Here is a 17,915-nt window from a genome sequence, read left to right as displayed (position 1 = left end):
GGGTGAGATGTCACAGTCAAGGCGCACCCGGCGGTAAAACCGCAGGTCGCAACCACGGCAGAACCGTTGACCGTGACATCTGACCGGGTGAGATGTCACACTCAGGCCCCACCCGGCCGCAAAACCCCAGGACGCAACCACAGCCCAGCCGTTGACCGTGACATCTAACCGACCGCAACACCCACCCCAGCACAACGCACAACCAAACCAAACTACCGCCAGCTCGGCAACCACATAATCAACGCGTAGTAGAAGTCCGGGATGCGGATGCCGTAGAGGATCGGCGCGAAGTAGATGAACATCCCGACCACCAGCGCCAGGTACACAATCACGGCGAGCTGGCCGGTGGTCACGGGGTATCCCGCGAGCTTGCGCACCCACTTCAGCGGCACGGCGGTGCCAAGCCGCGCCACGTAGCCGACGGCGATGGTGAGCAGCACGCAGATAAACGGCGCGAGCGCGGCAGCGTAGAAGAAGTACATCTGACGGTCGAACGCGGCCAGCCAAGGCACAAATCCGGCCGCGAACGCGATGAGCGGCACGATGACTCGGGCGTCTCGGCGCGTCAGCCACACCCACGCAGACCACAGCAGCACCGGCACCGTCAGCCACCAGATCGCGGGAGTACCGAAGAGGAAGATCATCTCGCGGCAGGTCGTGAACCCGCAGTCAATGTCGGTCGCCGAGTAGTACAGGATCGGGCGCGCGCCGACGAGCCACGCCCATGGCTTGGAGTCCCAGGGGTGCGAGTGCCCGCTTGACGACGTCAAACTGGCGTGGAAGTCCGCCACCGAGAGGTGGTAGTACAGCCAGCTCGCTACAGCGTCCGGCAGCGCTCCGAGCCAGGGCCAGTCCGAGCCGGAGATCGTCCCATCGACAGCGGCGTGGCGGTAAACGGATGTTTCGGATGCGAACCAGGCGCGCCAGGAGAAGATGTAGAGCAGCGCCGGGACCACCACGAGGGAGGCAAGCGCGGCCGGGACGTCGCGAAGCAGCGTGCCCACGACGGGCTTGGCAACCCCGTAACGGCGGCGCAGCCACAGGTCCCAGAAAGCGGAGAGCAGGCCGAAAAACGCGATGTAGTACAGCCCCGACCACTTCACGGACAGTGCTAAGCCCAAAAGCACGCCGGTGGCGAAGCGCCACCAGCGAAACCCAAGGCGAGGGCCGAAATTGCCCGTAATCTGCGCGTGGTGCATGCGCGCGTGGGCCTCGCGCATATCGCCGGCCAGCGTCCAGGCCGCGGCGACGATGAAAAACACCTGGAAGACGTCGAGCATGCCGAACTTCGCAGTCACCAGCAACACGCCGTCGAACACGGCAATGAGCCCGGCCACAAACCCCAACGCCGTCGATTGGGTCAGCCGGCGGCACAGCAACAGGGTGAACACCACGGTCCCGACGCCAAAGAGCGCGGGCATGATCCGCCAACCGAGTGGGGTGTAGCCGAAGAGGAACTCGCCAATGGCCAAAAGCTGCTTGCCCAGCGGCGGGTGCACGACCAGGCCGTAGGCGGGGTTCGACTCGATCCCGCCGAGCACCGGGTTGGAAAACGAGCGCACCATGTCCCACGCCTGCGGGACGTAGTGCTTCTCGTCGAAGATGGGGGTGCCGCCGGCGGTGGGCTGGGTCAGCCCGATGAGCCGGGTCAACAGCGCGAGCCCTGCCACGATAGCCAGCGCCACGGTGTCGCGCCTGGCCCACGGGATGGTTACCGGCGGGCTCGGGGCAACTCGTTTGGGGGAGATGGCCGTAGTCACCCCGGGGATATTACCCTTGGTCCCCATGAGCGAGAGCGAATCCACCGTCCCCGCCACCGGCATCGTGCTCGCGGCCACCCCACTGGGCAACATCAGCGACGCCTCGGCCCGCCTCGTCGAGGCGCTGGGCGCCGCCGACGTGATCGCGGCGGAGGACACCCGCCGCACCCGCCAGCTCGCGGCGGCGCTGGGGGTCGAGCTCGCGGCCAAGGTGGTGTCGAACTTCGACCACAACGAAAAGCTTCGCGTCGACGAGCTTATCGACGCCGCCCGCACCCGCATGGTCCTCGTCGTCACGGACGCCGGGATGCCGCTGGTCTCCGACCCTGGCCACGTGGTCGTCTCCGCCGCGCACGATGCCGGCGTGAACGTCACCTGCGTGCCGGGGCCGTCCGCGGTGACCACGGCGCTCGCGCTATCCGGGCTGAACGTGGGCCACTTCATCTTCGACGGTTTCGCACCCCGCAAGTCCGGCCCGCGCCGCGCATGGCTTGAAACGCTAAAAGACCAGCACCGCGCCGTGTGCTTCTTCGAGTCTCCGCACCGCATCGGCGCCACGCTTGCCGACGCCGCTGACGTGCTCGGGGGCGACCGGCGCGCCGCGGTGTGCCGCGAGCTGACGAAGACTTACGAGGAGGTGAAAAGGGCGTCGTTAAGCGAGCTCGCCCAGTGGGCGGCCGAGGGGCTGCGCGGCGAGATCACCGTGGTCATTGAGGGCGGCGCGCCCGCAGCGCGGAACGCAACCGACCTGGTCGATGCCGTCAGGGCGCGCGTCGATGCTGGTGAAAGGCTCAAAGACGTGGTGAAAGACATCGCGCGCGCCCACGGCGTGAAGGCTGGGGATCTGTACGACGAGGCCCTCACACAGCGCGATCTCGGTTAACGAATGTCGTCGACGTGGGGTAGCCTGCCTAGCGCCTGAGAATCGTCTCACTAGTAGCACTAAAGGAGCGACATCCATTGAGCGACAAGGACCTTGAAGCGGATTCCGCACCGTCGGCAACGAGCGAGCTCGCAGCACTGATCGACGCCGAGCACAGGGGTGAGAGTCTCTCGGCGGCCCAAGACGACACCGTTAGGTCGGAGGCAGACGACGACAACGCCCCGATTACCTGGGCGGTCGTCATCCCTATCGTGGTGGTTGTTGCGGGCATCGTCGCCTGGGGCCTGATTGGCCCCAACAGCTTCGCGGCGTTCGCCAACGAGTCGTTTAGCTGGGTCATCAGCAATCTCGGTTGGGCCTTTGTGCTGTTCGGCACCATTTTCGTCGGCTTCGTTTTGGTGATCGCCTTCTCAAAGTTCGGCTCCATCCGCCTCGGCAGGCCCGGCGAGCAGCCCGAGTTCTCCACCGCGTCGTGGATTTCCATGATGTTTGCCGCTGGCATGGGCATCGGGCTCATGTTCTACGGCGCATCCGAGCCGCTGAGCATGTACCGCGACGGTGTTCCTGGACGGCCGGCCAACGAGGTGGGCACCTCCATGGCGCAGACGATGTTCCACTGGACGCTGCACCCGTGGGCACTCTATGCCGTGATCGGGCTGGCTATCGCATACTCAACCTTCCGACTCGGCCGGAAGCAGCTCCTGTCCAGCGCCTTTGTCCCGATGATCGGGCAAAAGGGCGCTGAGGGCTTCGTGGGCAAGATCATCGATGCGCTCGCCATCTTCGCCACCATCTTCGGCACGGCCTGCTCGCTCGGCCTCGGCGCGCTGCAAATCACCTCGGGGCTGCGCGCCTCCGGGTTCGTCGAATCCCCCTCGACGCAGCTGACCATCGGCATCATTTCGGTACTCACACTTGCTTTTTTGATCTCCGCAGTCTCCGGCGTCTCGCGCGGAATCCGGCTGTTGTCTAACTTCAACATGATCATCGCTGCGCTCTTGGCAGTCTTCGTCTTCGTTGTCGGGCCAACGGTCAGCATGCTGAACATGCTGCCCACCGCGATTGGTTCCTACGTGAACCAATTCTTCTCCATGGCGGCCCGCACCGCGGAAAGCGCCGACGGCGAGGCGGGGGCGTTTCTCTCTGGCTGGACCATCTTCTACTGGGCGTGGTGGATCTCATGGTCGCCCTTCGTCGGCATGTTCCTGGCGCGCATCTCGCGTGGGCGCACGATCCGCGAGTTCTGCCTCGGCGTATTGCTCGTGCCTTCGATGCTGTCGACAATCTGGTTTACCATCTTCGGCGGCTACGCCATCAAACTCGAGCAGGAGGGTAACTCGATCTACGGCTCCGGGGACCCCGAAGACCAGCTCTTTAGCCTTTTGCACAGCCTGCCCGGCGGATTCTTCATGGGCATCTTCGCCGTGATTTTGCTCGGGACGTTCTTCATCACCTCCGCCGACTCGGCCTCCACAGTGATGGCGTCGATGGCGCAGAATGGGCGCATTAATGCCAAATCATGGCTCGCCGCGGTCTTCGGCCTCGGAACCGCGGGTGTCGGTCTGATGCTGCTGGTCAACGGTGGCAGCGACGCGCTCAACTCCTTGCAGTCGGTCACCATCGTCGCGGCGACACCGTTCTTGTTCATCCTCGTCGCGCTGATGTTCGCGATTGTTAAAGATGTCTCCAATGACCCGATCTACCTCGATGCCAAGGAACAGGAGCGCTTCGCCCGGCAGCTCGCGGTGGAGCGCCGCCGCCACCGCGAGCAGCTCCAGCTAGAAGCCCGCAAACGGCAGGTAAAGTGAATCATCACCCCGGGCCGGCAGTAAGGTTGAGGCCATGACTTCTCACGACAACGTCCTCGTTTGCGTTGCCTGGCCCTATGCCAACGGCCCCCGCCACATCGGCCACGTCGCCGGTTTCGGGGTTCCCTCCGATGTTTTTGCGCGCTACCAGCGCATGACGGGCCGCAATGTGCTCATGGTCTCCGGCACCGATGAGCACGGCACCCCGCTTCTGGTCCAGGCGGACAAGGAGGGCGTGACTGTCAAGGAGCTCGCGGATCGCTACAACGCGCAGATCGTCGAGGACCTCGCGGGCCTGGGCCTGTCCTACGACTTGTTCACCCGCACCACCACTCGTAACCACTACGCCGTGGTGCAGGAGCTGTTCAAGGGGCTCTACGCCAACGGTTACATGGTCAAGGAGACCACCCGGGGCGCGATTTCCCCGTCAACGGGTCGCACCCTGCCGGATCGCTACATTGAGGGCACCTGCCCGATCTGCGGCGCGACCGACGCGCGCGGCGACCAGTGCGACACCTGCGGCAACCAGCTCGATCCGGCCGACCTGATCAACCCGGTGTCCAAGATCAACGGGGAGACCCCGGAGTTCGTCGACACCGAGCACTTCATGCTCGATTTGCCCTCGCTTCACGACGCCCTGAAGACGTGGCTTGGGACCCGCGAAGACTGGCGCCCCAACGTGCTGAAGTTCTCCCTGAACCTACTCGAGGACATGCGCCCGCGTGCGATGACCCGCGACATTGACTGGGGCATCCCGATCCCGGTCGAGGGCTGGCAGGACAACCCCTCGAAGAAGCTCTACGTGTGGTTCGACGCGGTGGTGGGCTACCTCTCCGCCTCGATCGAGTGGGCGGCGCGCTCGGGCGACCCGGATGCGTGGAAGGCGTTTTGGCAGGACCCCGCCACCGAGGGCTACTACTTCATGGGCAAGGACAACATCACCTTCCACTCGCAGATCTGGCCGGCGGAGCTGCTCGGCTACGCGGGCAAGGGCGCGACCGGCGGCAGCCCGGGTGTGCTCGGGGAGCTCAACCTGCCCACCGAGGTCGTGTCCTCGGAGTTTCTCACCATGTCCGGCTCGAAGTTCTCCTCGTCGAAGGGCGTGGTGATCTACGTCAAGGACTTCCTCGCCGAGTTTGGACCGGACCCGCTGCGCTACTTCATCGCGGTCGCCGGCCCAGAAAACAACGACACGGACTTCACCTGGGACGAGTTCGTGCGCCGGGTGAACAACGAGCTGGCCAACGGGTGGGGCAACCTGGTTAACCGCACGGTGTCCATGGCCCACAAGAACTTCGGCGAGGTGCCCGCGCCTGGCGTGCTGGAGGAATCTGACCAGCGCATCCTGGACCTGGCCGAGCGCACCTTCGTCGAGGCCGGCGCGGACTTGGGAGAGGCGAAGTTCAAGAACGCGATTACCAAGGTCATGCACGTCGTCGGAGAGGCCAACGCCTACATCGCGGAGAACGAACCGTGGAAGCTGGCGAAGGACCCGGCGCAGCGCGACCGCTTGGCCACGGTGCTGTGGACCGCGCTGCAGGTCGTCTCCGACTGCAACGCCATGCTCACCCCCTTTATCCCGCACACCGCGCAGCGCGTGCACGAGACGCTGGGTCGCGACGGGCGGTGGGCGGTGAGCCCGGTGATCGAGGAGGTCACCGACGACGCCGATGTCGAGCTCGTCGGGGCCGGCCTGCCCGACAAGGGCCAGACCTACATGACCATCACCGGCGACTACACCAAGCAGAAGGCCGTGTGGGCTCGCGTTGACGTCACCCCGGGCACGGCACTGAGCAAGCCGCAGCCGCTGATTGCCAAGCTGGATCCCGAACTCGGCGAAACCGGACCCGCGTGGGCGCCCGTCCAGTAATGCGCCCCGCGTTGCTGTTCGTCGCGGTGGCCATCGCCGCGATTAACCTGCGCGCCGGTATGGCGTCGGTAGGCGCCGTGCTTGACGACGTCCTAGCGCACTACAACGCCCCCGCCTCCATCGGCGGGGTGATCACCGCGATGCCCGGGGCACTGTTTTGCGTCTTCGGGCTCAGCGCGGTGCCGCTGGCGCGCCGGGTCGGGTTGACGCCGACGCTGCTCGCGGCCGCCATCGCAACGGCCGCGGGCCTCGCGCTGCGCCCGTTCGCTCCGATGATTTCTCTGTTTATCCTGGCTACGATCTCCGTGGCGGGCGGCATCGCGCTGGTCAACGTGATCCTGCCGGCATGGATCAACAAGTACGGCGGCGCGCACATCGTCGCGCTGACCACCATCTACTCGGCCACCGTGTCGGTTTCTGCGCCGCCGGGTACCTGGGCGTGGTGTTCGCACCCACCACCGCGCCGATCTTCTGCTGCGCACCTCCGGCCTCGGCGGCTGGTGCTTCCCGCTGGCGCTGGCACTGATCCCGGCGCGCACCCGCACGGTGATCGTCACCGCGCGGCTGTCTGGGTTTGTGCAGCCCGTCGGCTACATCCTCGCGGCCGCCGGGCCGCTGCTCGTCGGCGTTGCTCTCGCTTGTTCTCGGCGGGCTGGGCTCGCCGCCTCCCGGCGCGTCTTTATTGAGGACGAGTTAGCGGGATAAACAGGTCCGTCACCGGCGCGTCCTGGTCGTCGCCCATGGTGACGTACTCCTCGATGAGCAGTCTGTCCACGGCGTGGCCGTCCGCCTCCGTGGCCGCGGCGAACTCGTCCCACTGCGCCCCGAGATCGCTGTACGCACAGGTGACGCGCTTTACTACGGCCTCGATCTCTTCGAAGCGCTTCAAGGAGACGTGGCCGTCGCCGATGTCGTCGATAAGCGGGGCGATGAGGTCGAGATCCTCGTCGGCGATGACGAACCCGGCCGCGATATCGAACGCCTCGCCGGGTGGGCTGAAGTAGTAGGCACGCGCGGCCTGGGGCAGCACCCCGACGGATTCGGTGAATTCGTGGAGCAGCGGGTAGTAGTGGTCGAAGAACTCGCGGAGCGCGTCGGGGCCGACAGTGTCGTGGGCGACGAGCGCGGTGTGGGCCGGCAGCGTGATCTGGTTCATACCCCCGACGATACCCGTGAACTCCGCTAGAGAAACTGCTTAATGAATGCGGTGAGCTTGCCGGGCTCGTCATCCTCGAATCGCGAGTCGACCACGACGATGGGGGCGGTGTAGCGCTCCGGGGTTTGCATGACGACGAGGTCGGTGCCGTAGTCGTCGTGAAGCAGCTTCCAGGAAAAGCCGTGCTCGCGCACGAGGGCGTCGCCAAGCGCCGTGCCGTAGATGCGGGCGGTCTCCCCGCGCGGGAAGGAGCGCTTCAGGTCGGGGTCGGAGGCGAGGTACTCCGTGATCACCGCCTCGAAGGACTCCGCGATGGCCGTTGCGTCGCCGGTGATGCCGCGCGCGGCGGCCTCGAGCAGGTCGGTCTCGATCTGGGAGCGGGTCGAAGCGTCGATGTCTGCGAATGCCATAGTCTCTATCGTATGAGTAAAAAGAAGCGCCCGACGCCGGTCCCCGCGGAGCCGATCGCCGGGCTTGTCGACGCCCACACGCACCTCGCCTCCATCAAAGAACCGCTCTCCGAGCTGGTTGCGCGGGCCAAGGCGGCCGGCGTGGAGCGGATCTGCACCGTCGGCGACGGACTGGATGAGGCGGAAAGGGCACTCGCCGCCGCCCACGAGCACCCAAGCGTTGTCGCGGCGTGCGCGATCCACCCGACGCGCGCCCACGAGCTGGATAGCGCCGCGCGCACCCGCCTGACCGAGATGGCCGCGGACCCGCGCTGCGTCGCCATCGGCGAGACGGGAGTGGACGCCTACTGGATCACCCACGACCCTGACGGCACCGCCCCGCTTGAGGTGCAGGAGGAGGCGTTTCGCTTCCACATTCAGCTCGCCGTGGACACCGGCAAGTCGCTGATGATCCACAACCGCGAGGGCGACGAGGACATGCTGCGCATCCTCGCCGATTCCCCACGCCCGCGCGAGGTGATGCTGCACTGCTTCTCCTCCCCGGTCGATGTGGCGCGCGAAGCGATCGAGCGCGGGTACGTGCTGTCGTTTGCCGGAAACGTCACGTTCAAGCGCAACGACTACCTGCGCGAGGCCGCCGCGCTCGCCCCGGTGGGGCAGCTTCTGATTGAGACCGACGCGCCGTACATGACCCCGGAACCGTTTCGGGGCGCGCGCAACGAGCCGTCGCTGATCGGGCACACCGCGGCCGTGGTGGCGCAGGCGCGGGGCATCGAGCCCGCCGAGCTTGCCAACGAGGTGGGACAGACGTACAGCCGCATGTTCGGGGTCTAGCCCCCGCACGATATTGCGTATTACGGATTGTTACCGTATTGTTACAACGACTGCCAGGACACTTACCGATGTTAGGGAACACGATTTATGGCTGCCAAGCGCATTAACTCCACCACCTCCGCCACCCGCCGCGTTATCGCGGGCAGCGTCGCAGGCGCTGTCATCGTCGGCGGCGCCGCCACCGCCGCCGCAGCGGCCCAGAAGAACGTCACCGTCGACGTCAACGGCGAAGCCACCACGGTGCGCACCTACTCGGACAACGTCGAGGGCGCGCTGCAGGCGGCCGGCGTGCAGGTGGGCGCAGCCGACCTCGTCTACCCGGCGCCGTCGGACGCACTGCAGTCCGGGGCCACCGTCACGGTGCGCACCGCCAAGCCGGTCGCACTGGTGATCGACGGCGCTGAGCAGCAGCTCACGTCTACCGCCGCGACGGTCGCGGACCTGGTCAGCGAGGCCGGCATTACCGCCGCCTCGGCACTGAGCGCGCACCCGGACCAGCCGCTGACCGATGGCATGACCATCGACGTGACCACCCCGAAGATCGTCTCCATCAAGGACGGCGGCAACGTCGTCTACACCTCGGAGGCCGCCAAGACCGTCGGCGACCTGCTCGCCGCCCGCGGGATCACCTTCGACTCCAAAGACCGCCTCAACGTCCCGCTTCAGGCCCCGCTCGAGCCGAACATGCAGATCGTGCTCGACCGCGTCGACGTCTCCGAGACCTCCGAGACCGTCGAGTTCGACGCCCCGGCCCACGTGGTGGAGGACAACAACCTCCCCGCGGGTACCGAGGAGGTCCGCGAGCCGGGCGCGAAGGGTGAGAAGAAGGTGCTGCACCGTACCGTCACCGTCAACGGCGTCGTGGAGTCCTCCGGCCCGGCCGGCGAGAAGGAGATCCGCCCCGCGGTTCCCGCCACCGTCGTCCGCGGCACCAAGGCCGCCGCTGCCCCCGCCGCCACCGCCGCGAGCGCCCCGTCGGTCGCCGGCGGCTCGGTGTGGGACCAGATCGCGCAGTGCGAGTCCGGCGGCAACTGGTCGATCAACACCGGCAACGGCTACCACGGCGGCCTGCAGTTCAACCCGGGCACCTGGGCGGCCTACGGCGGCACCCAGTACGCGCCGACCGCCGATCTGGCCACCCGCGAGCAGCAGATCGCGATCGCCGAGAAGACCCAGGCCGCCCAGGGCTGGGGCGCCTGGCCCGCCTGCACCGCGAAGCTGGGCCTGCGCTAACGGTGGTTGAGTCCCACCTCCTCGGACCCGTTGAGGTCCGCGAGCTGGCCAGCGAGCTCGGGGTGACCCCGACGAAGAAGCTCGGCCAGAACTTCGTGCACGACCCGAACACGGTTCGCCGCATCGTCGCGGCCGCGGAGCTGAGCGCCGACGACGTCGTCGTCGAGGTCGGCCCCGGGCTGGGCTCGCTTACCCTCGGGCTGATCGATTCCGTCGCCCACGTCATCGCGCTGGAGATCGACCCGCGCCTCGCGGGCCGCCTGGCGCGTACCGTCGAACAGCGCGCTGAAAGCTTCGCCGAGCGCCTCGAGGTCGTTTGCGCGGACGCGCTGCGCGTGCGCCGGGCGGACATCTCGCGCGCTCCGACGGCGCTAGTGGCCAACCTGCCGTACAACGTCTCCGTGCCCGTGCTGCTGCACCTGCTCGAGGAGTTCCCGACGATTCGCCGGGTACTGGTCATGGTGCAAAAAGAAGTCGCGGACCGCCTCGCCGCCGAGCCGGGCTCGAAGATCTACGGCGTGCCCAGCGTCAAGGCCGCCTTCTACGGGCGCGTCAGCCGCGCCGGGACGATCGGCAAAAACGTGTTCTGGCCAGCGCCGAACATCGAGTCCGGGCTGGTGCGTATCGACGTTGACCCGGACACCGATCGCAACTTGCGCTCATCCGTGTTCCCGCTTGTCGACGCCGCGTTCGCCCAGCGACGCAAGACCCTGCGTTCGACGCTGGCGGGCGTGTACGGCTCGCCCGCGGCGGCCGAGCAGGCGCTTGTCGACGCCGGCATCGACCCCGGGTTGCGCGGCGAGAAGCTCTCGGTCGACGACTTCATCCGCCTCGCCCGGGCCGGGGGCGCGCAGTGATCCTCCATTTCGTTGCCACCGCGCCCGCGAAGGTGAACCTCCACCTCGGGGTGGGGGAGGCGCGCGCCGATGGCTATCACGATCTGGTGACGGTGTTCCAATCCGTTGATCTGTGGGAGACGGTGAGGTTGAGCGTCGACACGCGAGCTCCACGGGTGACGCAGGGCTCCGTGGTCACGGGCATGACGACGTCGTTTGGCGTGAAGCGGCCGGCAGAAGACATAGACACGCCGGCCAACCTCGCGTGGCGCGCGGTCGACGCGGTGGTGGACGCCTACCGCCGCATCGACGGCGCGGTGTCGCTGCCACGGGTGAGCATTGAGGTGGAGAAGAACGTCTTCGTCGCTGGCGGCATGGCAGGCGGCTCCGCCGACGCGGCGGCCGCGCTGCTCGCCGCGAACGCGTTCGTGGGGCACTACGGCGGTACCACGCTGAGCCGCGACACCATCGTGGATCTTGCCAAGTCGCTGGGTGCCGACGTGCCGTTTTGCCTGATGGGTGGCACCGCGCTGGGCGCGGGCCGGGGTGACGAGGTGGTGGAGATGATGTCGCGCGGGTTGTACTGGTGGGTGTTTATCAACCCCAGCGTGCCGCTGCCGACGGGGGAGGCGTTTTCGCGTCTCGACGACCTGCGCCACAACGACGCCTCGGTCGTTCCGCACCTCAACACCACCACGCTGTCCCGGTGCCTGCTTACCGGGGAGCCCCGGCTGGTCGCCCGCGCGCTGCACAACGACCTGCAGCCGGTTGCCGTGGCGATGCGCCCGCAGCTTCGGGCGCTGCTTGACTTCGCGGCCGACTGCGGGCTGCGGGCGATCGTCTCCGGCTCCGGGCCGACCGTGGCGCTGCTGTGCGAAGACGAAGAAGATGCGCTGGATGCCCGCGACCGCATCGAAGCCGCCTTCGACGGCTACGAGATAGTGTGCGCGGCTGGCCCGACGACGGGCGCGCGTGAAGTTCTAGAATACTAGTGCGAAAACCTCACGGAGTCTGTCTGGGCTGGGCGATAGCGTGAGTGCTCATGAGACCAGCCGTTTACATCCCGACGCGCGAGGCGCTTCACGCGCCTGAGTTCGTCACCGTCGATTTCGAGACCGCCAACCGGCTCAGCCCCGCGTCTGCCTGCCAGGTCGCGCTGGTCAAGGTCGCGGGCGACAGGGTGGTTGACCAGCTGGTAACCTACCTGCGCCCGCCGGAGGAGTACATCCGCTTCGACTTCACCTACATCCACGGCATCGAGCGCGGCGACGTGGAGCAGGCCCCCACCTGGTACGACATTGCCGACGACGTCCATGCACTTGTCGGCGAGCTGCCCGTGTGGGCCCACAACGCCCCGTTCGACGCCGCGGTGTGGCGCGCGCTCGACGCCTACTACTTCACCGGCACGTTCCCTGCGCAGTTCTACTGCACGTGCCGCACCGCGCGCCGGCTGATCCCGGGGCTGCGCGACTACCGGCTGCCGACGGTTGCCGCCTACTGCGCCCCGACTTTCGACCTGGTCCACCACACCGCGGATTCCGACGCGTTGGCCTGCGCGCACATCGTCGGCAAGCTCCGCCGCAGCTCGTACCTGCACTCGGCGTTGAGCTAGCGGGGGTGGTCTAGACTGGTCAGCCTATGGCGAACCTGATCAACCTCGAAAACGTCTCCAAGTCCTGGGGGCTAAAGACCCTGCTGGACGGCGTGTCGCTCGGCGTGCAAACCGGCGACCGCATCGGCATCGTCGGCGTCAACGGCGGAGGCAAAACCACCCTGCTCGAGGTCCTCACCGGAATCGAGGCGCCCGACGCCGGACGCGTCTCCCACAACTCGGACCTGCGCATGGCCGTGGTGACCCAGCGCTTCGACCTAGACGAGAACCTCACCATCGGTGAGGCCGTTGTCGAACCGCTCGGTGTCGCCACCTACCAGTGGGCCTCGAACGCGAAGGTGCGCGAGGTGCTGCAAGGCACCGGGGTGGTGGAGCTCGGGCTGGACACCCCGGTGGGGCAGCTCTCGGGCGGGGAGCGCCGGCGCGTGAACCTCGCCGCCGCCCTAGTCCAAGACCTCGACCTTGTCGTGCTCGACGAGCCGACCAACCACCTTGACGTCGAGGGCGTGCAGTGGCTCGCCGAGCATCTGCTGGCCCGCAAAATCGCGGTCGTGGTGGTGACGCACGACCGCTGGTTCCTGGACACGGTGGCCACGCTCACGTGGGAAGTCCACGACGGCACCGTCGACGTCTACGCCGGCGGGTACAACGACTGGACCTTCGCGCGCGCCGAGCGGGCCCGCCAGGCCGACGCGGTCGAGCAGCGCCGCGCCAACCTCGCGCGCAAGGAGCTCGCGTGGCTGCGCCGCGGCGCCCCGGCGCGCACGTCGAAGCCGCGCTACCGTATCGAAGCGGCCGAGGCGCTGATCGCCAACGTGCCCGCCCCGCGCGACACTGTGGAGCTCATGGCGTTTTCGAAGGCGCGCCAGGGCAAGGTGGTCATCGAGCTGCACGACGCGCGCATCGAGGCGCCGGACGGACGCGTGCTGGCGGACGACCTGACGTGGCGCCTCGCGCCGGGCGAGCGCATCGGCCTCGTCGGCGTCAACGGCTCCGGCAAGACCACGCTGCTGCGCGTGCTCGCCGGCGAGTACCCGCTGGCCGCCGGCAAACGCGTCGAGGGGCAGACCACCCGCATCGGCTGGTTGCGCCAGGAGCTCGACGACCTCGACCCCACGCGCCGCGTCATCGACGCCGTAGAGGACGTTGCCACCTACATCCAGCTCGGCGGCAAGGACATCTCCGCCTCTCAGCTCGCCGAGCGGCTCGGGTTCAGCCCGAAGCGCCAGCGCACCCCGGTCGGCGACCTCTCCGGCGGCGAGCGCCGCCGCCTGCAGCTCACCCGCGTGCTGATGAGCGAGCCCAACGTGCTGCTTCTCGACGAGCCCACCAACGACCTCGACATCGACACGCTCCAGGAGCTCGAGGACCTGCTCGACGGCTGGGCCGGGACCCTGGTCGTGATCTCCCACGATCGCTACCTCATCGAGCGCATCGCCGATAGCACCTACGCGCTGTTCGGCGACGGCGAGTTGACCAACCTGCCGGGCGGGATTGAGCAGTACCTGCAGCGCCGCCAGCACGAGGAGGGCAGCAGCGGCCCACTTGACTTGGGTGGCGGCAAGGGCGGCGTCGTCAAGCAGCGCTCAATGTCCTCGCAGGAAGAGCGCGAGCTGCGCAAACAGATGAACGCGCTTGAGCGCAAGATCGCCAAGGCCGATGAGCGCGTCGGTGCGCTGGAGGCACGCATCGCCGAGCTCTCCAGTGCGGACGCGCCCGATTTCGAGCAGATCGGGCAGGTGACCAAGGAGTTGGACGACGCGCGCGAGGAGCGCGAGGCGCACGAGATGGAGTGGCTTGAGTTGGGGGAGAAGCTAGAGTCCGGCAACGAGTAACCTAGGTGCCATGATCCTGATCAACGTCATATTCCACCCCTTGGACGAGCACGTGGAGAATTTCCGCGAGCTCGTCGCCCCGTTCACGGATGCCACCCGCGCGGAGGAGGGCTGCCTGTTCTTCGACTGGTACCGCAGCGAAGAGGACCCGTCCGAGTACATCCTCGTCGAGGGTTTCAAAGATGACGCCGCCGAGGCGCACGTGAATTCGCCACACTTCAAGGCGGCACAAGAGCTCTTCCCGACGATTCTGAAGCGCACCCCGCAGATCATCAACACGCTGATCGAGGGCAAGACCGAGTGGGATGAGATGGCGGAGTTCAAAGTTGGCTAAGAACGACAATCAGAACAAGCCTCCAAAGCTGTCGAAAAAGGCTTACGAGAAGGAACTGTTGCGCCTCCAGGCGGAGCTCGTGGCGATGCAGCACTGGGTGGTCACCACCGGCGAGCGTCTGGTCATTGTCATGGAGGGCCGCGACGCGGCGGGCAAGGGTTCGGCGATCAAGCGCATCACCCAGTACCTCAACCCGCGCACCTGCCGGATTGAGGCGCTTCCCAAGCCGACGGAGCGCGAGCGCACCCAGTGGTACTTCCAGCGCTACGTCGAGCGCCTGCCCGCGGCCGGCGAGATCGTGATCTTCGACCGCTCCTGGTACAACCGCGCCGGCGTCGAGCGGGTCATGGGGTTCTGCACCTCGCAGGAGTACCGCCGCTTCCTGCACCAGGCGCCGATTTTCGAGCGTCTGCTCGTCGAGGACGGGATCATGCTGCGCAAGTACTGGTTCTCCGTTTCCGACGAGGAGCAGTACGCCCGTTTCGAGTCGCGCCGGGAGGACCCGCTGCGACGCTGGAAGCTCTCGCCGATGGATCTGGAGTCTATCAACAGGTGGGAGGACTACTCGCGGGCAAAAGACGAGATGTTCGTGCACACGGACATCCCGTCGGCGCCGTGGTACACGGTGGAATCGGACGACAAGAAGCGCTCGCGCATCAACGTCATCTCGCACCTTCTGTCAACCATCCCCTACGAGCACCTGACGATGGACCTGCCGGAGATCCCGCAGCGGCCGGAGTCGTCGAACTATACGCGCCCGCCGCGCGGGGAGTTCCGCTACGTTCCCGACGCCGCAGCCGCGCTCGAGGAGAAAAAGAAGGGCAAGAAAGCTTAACGACGCCTTCCCCGCGGGCTGGAGACCGTCTTGTCGCCCGGGATGTAAAAGCGCAGCGGAGCATCGGCATTTTTGGTGATCCCGATGCGCGGCCCCGCGACCCACTCCGGCTCCGCCTCGCGTGGTCGCAGGATAACTGGGGTGCCGTTGTCGTCTAGCGTCAGCCCGAGTGCTTGGCCCAGGTTGCCCGGCCCGCGGGCGAGGTTCTCATCCGGGATGGGTTTGCGGTCGGGGCGCTGCCGGCGCCCGAGCGCCGTGTCGCGGCCGGAGATGACCTCCCCGCCGCGCATGAGGCAGCCGTGCCCGGTTCCCTCGGGGGCGCACACGATGTTGCCGTTGAAGTGGATGCCGTAGGAGAAGTAGACGTAGAGCCTGCCGGGCGGGCCGAACATCGCCGCGTTGCGCGTCGTCTTCCCGCGGTAGGTGTGCGCCGCCGGGTCCTCGGTGCCGAGGTAGGCCTCGACCTCGGTCAGCCGGATGGCCACCCCATTGAGTTCGATGATGCAGCCGAGAAGCTGCGGCGCGACAAGGTCGGCGCTTTGGTGGAAATCGATCCCGCTCACGACGTGATCCACCGCTCGATGCGATCGAGCGCCCCGTGCTCGTCGTTGGTGCCGACGACTTCGTCGGCGATGGCTTTCAGATCCGGGTGCGCGTTGCCCATCGCCACGGCCCAGCCCGCTTCCTCGAGCATGGCGTAGTCGTTGAGATAGTCGCCGATCGCGGCGGCATCCGCAAGGGCGACACCGAGGGTTTCGGCGAGCGCGCGCAGCGCCACACCCTTGTTCACCCCCGGCGCCATCAGGTCAATCCAGTGGTGCGAACTCACGGTCGCGTTGAGCTCGGGGACGACCTCGCCCAGCCACGGCAGTGCGTCGCGCTCGGCGTCAGTTTCGACGTAGAGGGCGACCTTGACGGTGTCGTCCGGGTCGTTGGACAGGGCGTCGAGAAGCGAGCTGGCGCAAACATTGGCCAGGTAGTACTTGTCCACCTCTGCCTGGATTGCGGGTGGGGTATTAGCCGCGGTGTAGGAGATCTCGGGCTTGCACAGCACCGCATGGGCACGAAACGGGGCGGTGTCGAGAGCGGCGGCGAGGCGGTGCACGGCCCCAGGCGCGAGCGGGCTGACGGAGACGATCTCGCCCTTGTGCCACACCACTGCTCCGTTTTCCGCGATGAAGGTGTCGGGCTCGTTGCGCGAGAACATGTGCTGCAGCGTGGCCAGCTGGCGGCCCGAGGCGGGGGCGATGACGATTCCGGCGTCGAGGGCGCGGTCCAGCAACCCCCAAAACGCCTCGGGAATGGTGCCGGAGGAGTCGACGAGCGTGCCATCCATGTCCAGCGCGACGATACGGGGTGCTGTCATGACCAACTTTCATGTATCACTGGATTGCATGAACCAGCCTGTAAAAACTTCCGTGTTGCACCATACCGGAGTTATCACCCTCGACCGACCCAAAGCCCTGAACTCACTGAACCACGAGATGGTCGGCCTGATCGCCGCCGCGCTCGATCAGTGGCGTGACGACGCCTCCATTGAGCAAGTCATCATCCATTCCTCCGGCAAGCACTTCTGCGCCGGCGGCGACGTCCGCGCCGCGCGCGAAGGTGTCGTCGAAGGCCGCGCGGAGGAGGTCGATTCCTACTTCGCCGACGAGTACGAGATGAACCTCGCCATTGCCAACTACCCCAAGCCCTACATCGCGCTCGTCAACGGCGTGATCATGGGCGGCGGGCTGGGCGTGTCCGCCCACGGTTCGCACCTGGTGGTCACGGAGGACGCCTTCGCCTCGATGCCGGAGATGAATATCGGCTTTATCACCGATGTCGGCATGAGCCACAGGCTGCAGAACCTGCCGAAGCGCCCCTCCGCCGCGCTCGGCACCTTCCTCGCCCTGACCGGATACAGGCTCAGCGCCGACGACATGCTCGCCACCGGCTTGGCGACGCACAAGGTGGCCAGCCTCGACGGTCTCGTCGAGCGCATCGCGGCCGAGGGCCTGGGCGTGCTCGACGAGGTTTCCCTTCCAGCGGGCGATTCCGAGCTGGCGCGTTGGTTCGACGCAGTGGAGGGCGTGTTCGTCGGCTCGTGGCCGGAGATTTCGCAGCGGTTGGATTCGGCCCCGCCAGAGCTCGCGCAGCTCGTGGAGAAACTCACCGCGCAGGCGTCGCCGAGCGCGCTGGTTGCCGCGTCCGAGCTGATGGCGGCGAACTCATCGCTCGACCTCGCGCAGTCGCTCGAGAACGAGCGTGCCTTGGCCGCCGTGATGTGCCGCGAGCCCGATTTCGCTGAGGGCGTGCGCGCGGTGCTGCTCGACAAAACCAACGACGCGGACTTCGCCGAACCACGCGAACCCGAGCTCTACCGCAACGCGCTGCGCCATGTGGGGTAACAAACAGGGGTAAAGCCGGTCTTCAAATGTCCGAATCGCTAGGATGGGGGCGTATGCGCACCCCCGTTTGCGCACATAAATTGGCAAAACCCGTACCCGAGTAACACAAAAGGAAG

General features: G+C 66.7%; 18 protein-coding genes. 13 read left to right on the top strand and 5 right to left on the bottom strand.

Annotated features, from left to right (window positions below; genetic code table 11):
• Positions 1–212 precede the first annotated feature (212 nt).
• The gene (locus E3227_RS00520; protein ID WP_144317230.1) at positions 213–1,787 is read right to left on the bottom strand and encodes a dolichyl-phosphate-mannose--protein mannosyltransferase; all 1,575 of its coding nucleotides are present in this window, start codon (positions 1,785–1,787) and stop codon (positions 213–215) included.
• Here E3227_RS00520 and rsmI point away from each other — a divergent pair.
• The 4 genes from rsmI to E3227_RS00500 all read left to right on the top strand — a co-directional run bounded on the left by rsmI (position 1,786) and on the right by E3227_RS00500 (position 7,007).
• A complete protein-coding gene (gene rsmI / locus E3227_RS00515) occupies positions 1,786–2,643 on the top strand; it encodes a 16S rRNA (cytidine(1402)-2'-O)-methyltransferase (RefSeq protein ID WP_144317229.1) in 858 nt (285 codons plus the stop codon). The two genes, E3227_RS00520 and rsmI, sit on opposite strands and share 2 nt — an antisense overlap.
• A gap of 77 nt (positions 2,644–2,720) precedes the next feature.
• Positions 2,721–4,451, top strand: a complete 1,731-nt coding sequence (locus E3227_RS00510; RefSeq protein ID WP_144317228.1) for a BCCT family transporter — start codon at positions 2,721–2,723, stop codon at positions 4,449–4,451.
• Between the two features lie 34 nt (positions 4,452–4,485).
• Positions 4,486–6,321 (top strand): methionine--tRNA ligase, encoded by a 1,836-nt coding sequence (metG, locus tag E3227_RS00505; protein WP_144317227.1) that lies wholly within the window; start codon positions 4,486–4,488, stop codon positions 6,319–6,321.
• Positions 6,321–7,007, top strand: coding sequence for an MFS transporter (locus E3227_RS00500; RefSeq protein WP_246062707.1), 687 nt, complete (start codon positions 6,321–6,323; stop codon positions 7,005–7,007). The genes metG and E3227_RS00500 overlap by 1 nt, the downstream gene beginning before the upstream one ends.
• Here the strand turns inward: E3227_RS00500 and E3227_RS00495 are convergent.
• The gene (locus tag E3227_RS00495; protein WP_144317226.1) at positions 7,001–7,477 is read right to left on the bottom strand and encodes a hypothetical protein; all 477 of its coding nucleotides are present in this window, start codon (positions 7,475–7,477) and stop codon (positions 7,001–7,003) included. The two genes, E3227_RS00500 and E3227_RS00495, sit on opposite strands and share 7 nt — an antisense overlap.
• Positions 7,478–7,503: 26 nt before the next feature.
• On the bottom strand, positions 7,504–7,887 hold the full coding sequence (locus E3227_RS00490; RefSeq protein ID WP_136649952.1) for a DUF3806 domain-containing protein: 384 nt from the start codon (positions 7,885–7,887) through the stop codon (positions 7,504–7,506).
• A 12-nt stretch (positions 7,888–7,899) separates the two neighbouring features.
• On the opposite strand from E3227_RS00490, the gene E3227_RS00485 reads away from it, so the two are divergent.
• The 8 genes from E3227_RS00485 to ppk2 all read left to right on the top strand — a co-directional run bounded on the left by E3227_RS00485 (position 7,900) and on the right by ppk2 (position 15,406).
• On the top strand, positions 7,900–8,721 hold the full coding sequence (locus tag E3227_RS00485; RefSeq protein ID WP_144317225.1) for a TatD family hydrolase: 822 nt from the start codon (positions 7,900–7,902) through the stop codon (positions 8,719–8,721).
• Between the two features lie 87 nt (positions 8,722–8,808).
• A complete protein-coding gene (locus E3227_RS00480) occupies positions 8,809–9,954 on the top strand; it encodes a resuscitation-promoting factor (protein ID WP_144317224.1) in 1,146 nt (381 codons plus the stop codon).
• Positions 9,955–9,956: 2 nt separating this feature from the next.
• Positions 9,957–10,811 (top strand): 16S rRNA (adenine(1518)-N(6)/adenine(1519)-N(6))-dimethyltransferase RsmA, encoded by an 855-nt coding sequence (gene rsmA, locus E3227_RS00475; RefSeq protein ID WP_136649955.1) that lies wholly within the window; start codon positions 9,957–9,959, stop codon positions 10,809–10,811.
• Positions 10,808–11,782 (top strand): 4-(cytidine 5'-diphospho)-2-C-methyl-D-erythritol kinase, encoded by a 975-nt coding sequence (locus E3227_RS00470; RefSeq protein ID WP_144317223.1) that lies wholly within the window; start codon positions 10,808–10,810, stop codon positions 11,780–11,782. Before rsmA ends, E3227_RS00470 begins: the two co-directional genes overlap by 4 nt.
• A 50-nt stretch (positions 11,783–11,832) precedes the next feature.
• On the top strand, positions 11,833–12,402 hold the full coding sequence (locus E3227_RS00465; protein WP_136649957.1) for an exonuclease domain-containing protein: 570 nt from the start codon (positions 11,833–11,835) through the stop codon (positions 12,400–12,402).
• A 26-nt stretch (positions 12,403–12,428) separates the two neighbouring features.
• Complete coding sequence (locus E3227_RS00460; protein ID WP_144317222.1) at positions 12,429–14,237, top strand: ABC-F family ATP-binding cassette domain-containing protein; 1,809 nt, start codon at positions 12,429–12,431, stop codon at positions 14,235–14,237.
• Positions 14,238–14,247: 10 nt separating this feature from the next.
• Entirely contained in the window at positions 14,248–14,571 is a 324-nt protein-coding gene (locus E3227_RS00455) for a putative quinol monooxygenase (protein ID WP_136649959.1), read from the top strand.
• Complete coding sequence (ppk2, locus tag E3227_RS00450) at positions 14,564–15,406, top strand: polyphosphate kinase 2 (RefSeq protein ID WP_246062706.1); 843 nt, start codon at positions 14,564–14,566, stop codon at positions 15,404–15,406. Before E3227_RS00455 ends, ppk2 begins: the two co-directional genes overlap by 8 nt.
• Here the strand turns inward: ppk2 and E3227_RS00445 are convergent.
• Complete coding sequence (locus E3227_RS00445; RefSeq protein ID WP_246062705.1) at positions 15,403–15,969, bottom strand: DNA-3-methyladenine glycosylase; 567 nt, start codon at positions 15,967–15,969, stop codon at positions 15,403–15,405. The two genes, ppk2 and E3227_RS00445, sit on opposite strands and share 4 nt — an antisense overlap.
• A complete protein-coding gene (locus tag E3227_RS00440; protein ID WP_136649962.1) occupies positions 15,966–16,772 on the bottom strand; it encodes a Cof-type HAD-IIB family hydrolase in 807 nt (268 codons plus the stop codon). The genes E3227_RS00445 and E3227_RS00440 overlap by 4 nt, the downstream gene beginning before the upstream one ends.
• Positions 16,773–16,800: 28 nt before the next feature.
• On the opposite strand from E3227_RS00440, the gene E3227_RS00435 reads away from it, so the two are divergent.
• On the top strand, positions 16,801–17,799 hold the full coding sequence (locus E3227_RS00435) for a 3-hydroxyisobutyryl-CoA hydrolase (protein ID WP_144317219.1): 999 nt from the start codon (positions 16,801–16,803) through the stop codon (positions 17,797–17,799).
• Positions 17,800–17,915 lie beyond the last annotated feature (116 nt).

Origin of the sequence: Corynebacterium sanguinis (genome assembly GCF_007641235.1) — a bacterium.
GTDB lineage: Bacteria > Actinomycetota > Actinomycetes > Mycobacteriales > Mycobacteriaceae > Corynebacterium > Corynebacterium sanguinis.
This window is presented reverse-complemented; position numbering and strand designations above follow the sequence as displayed.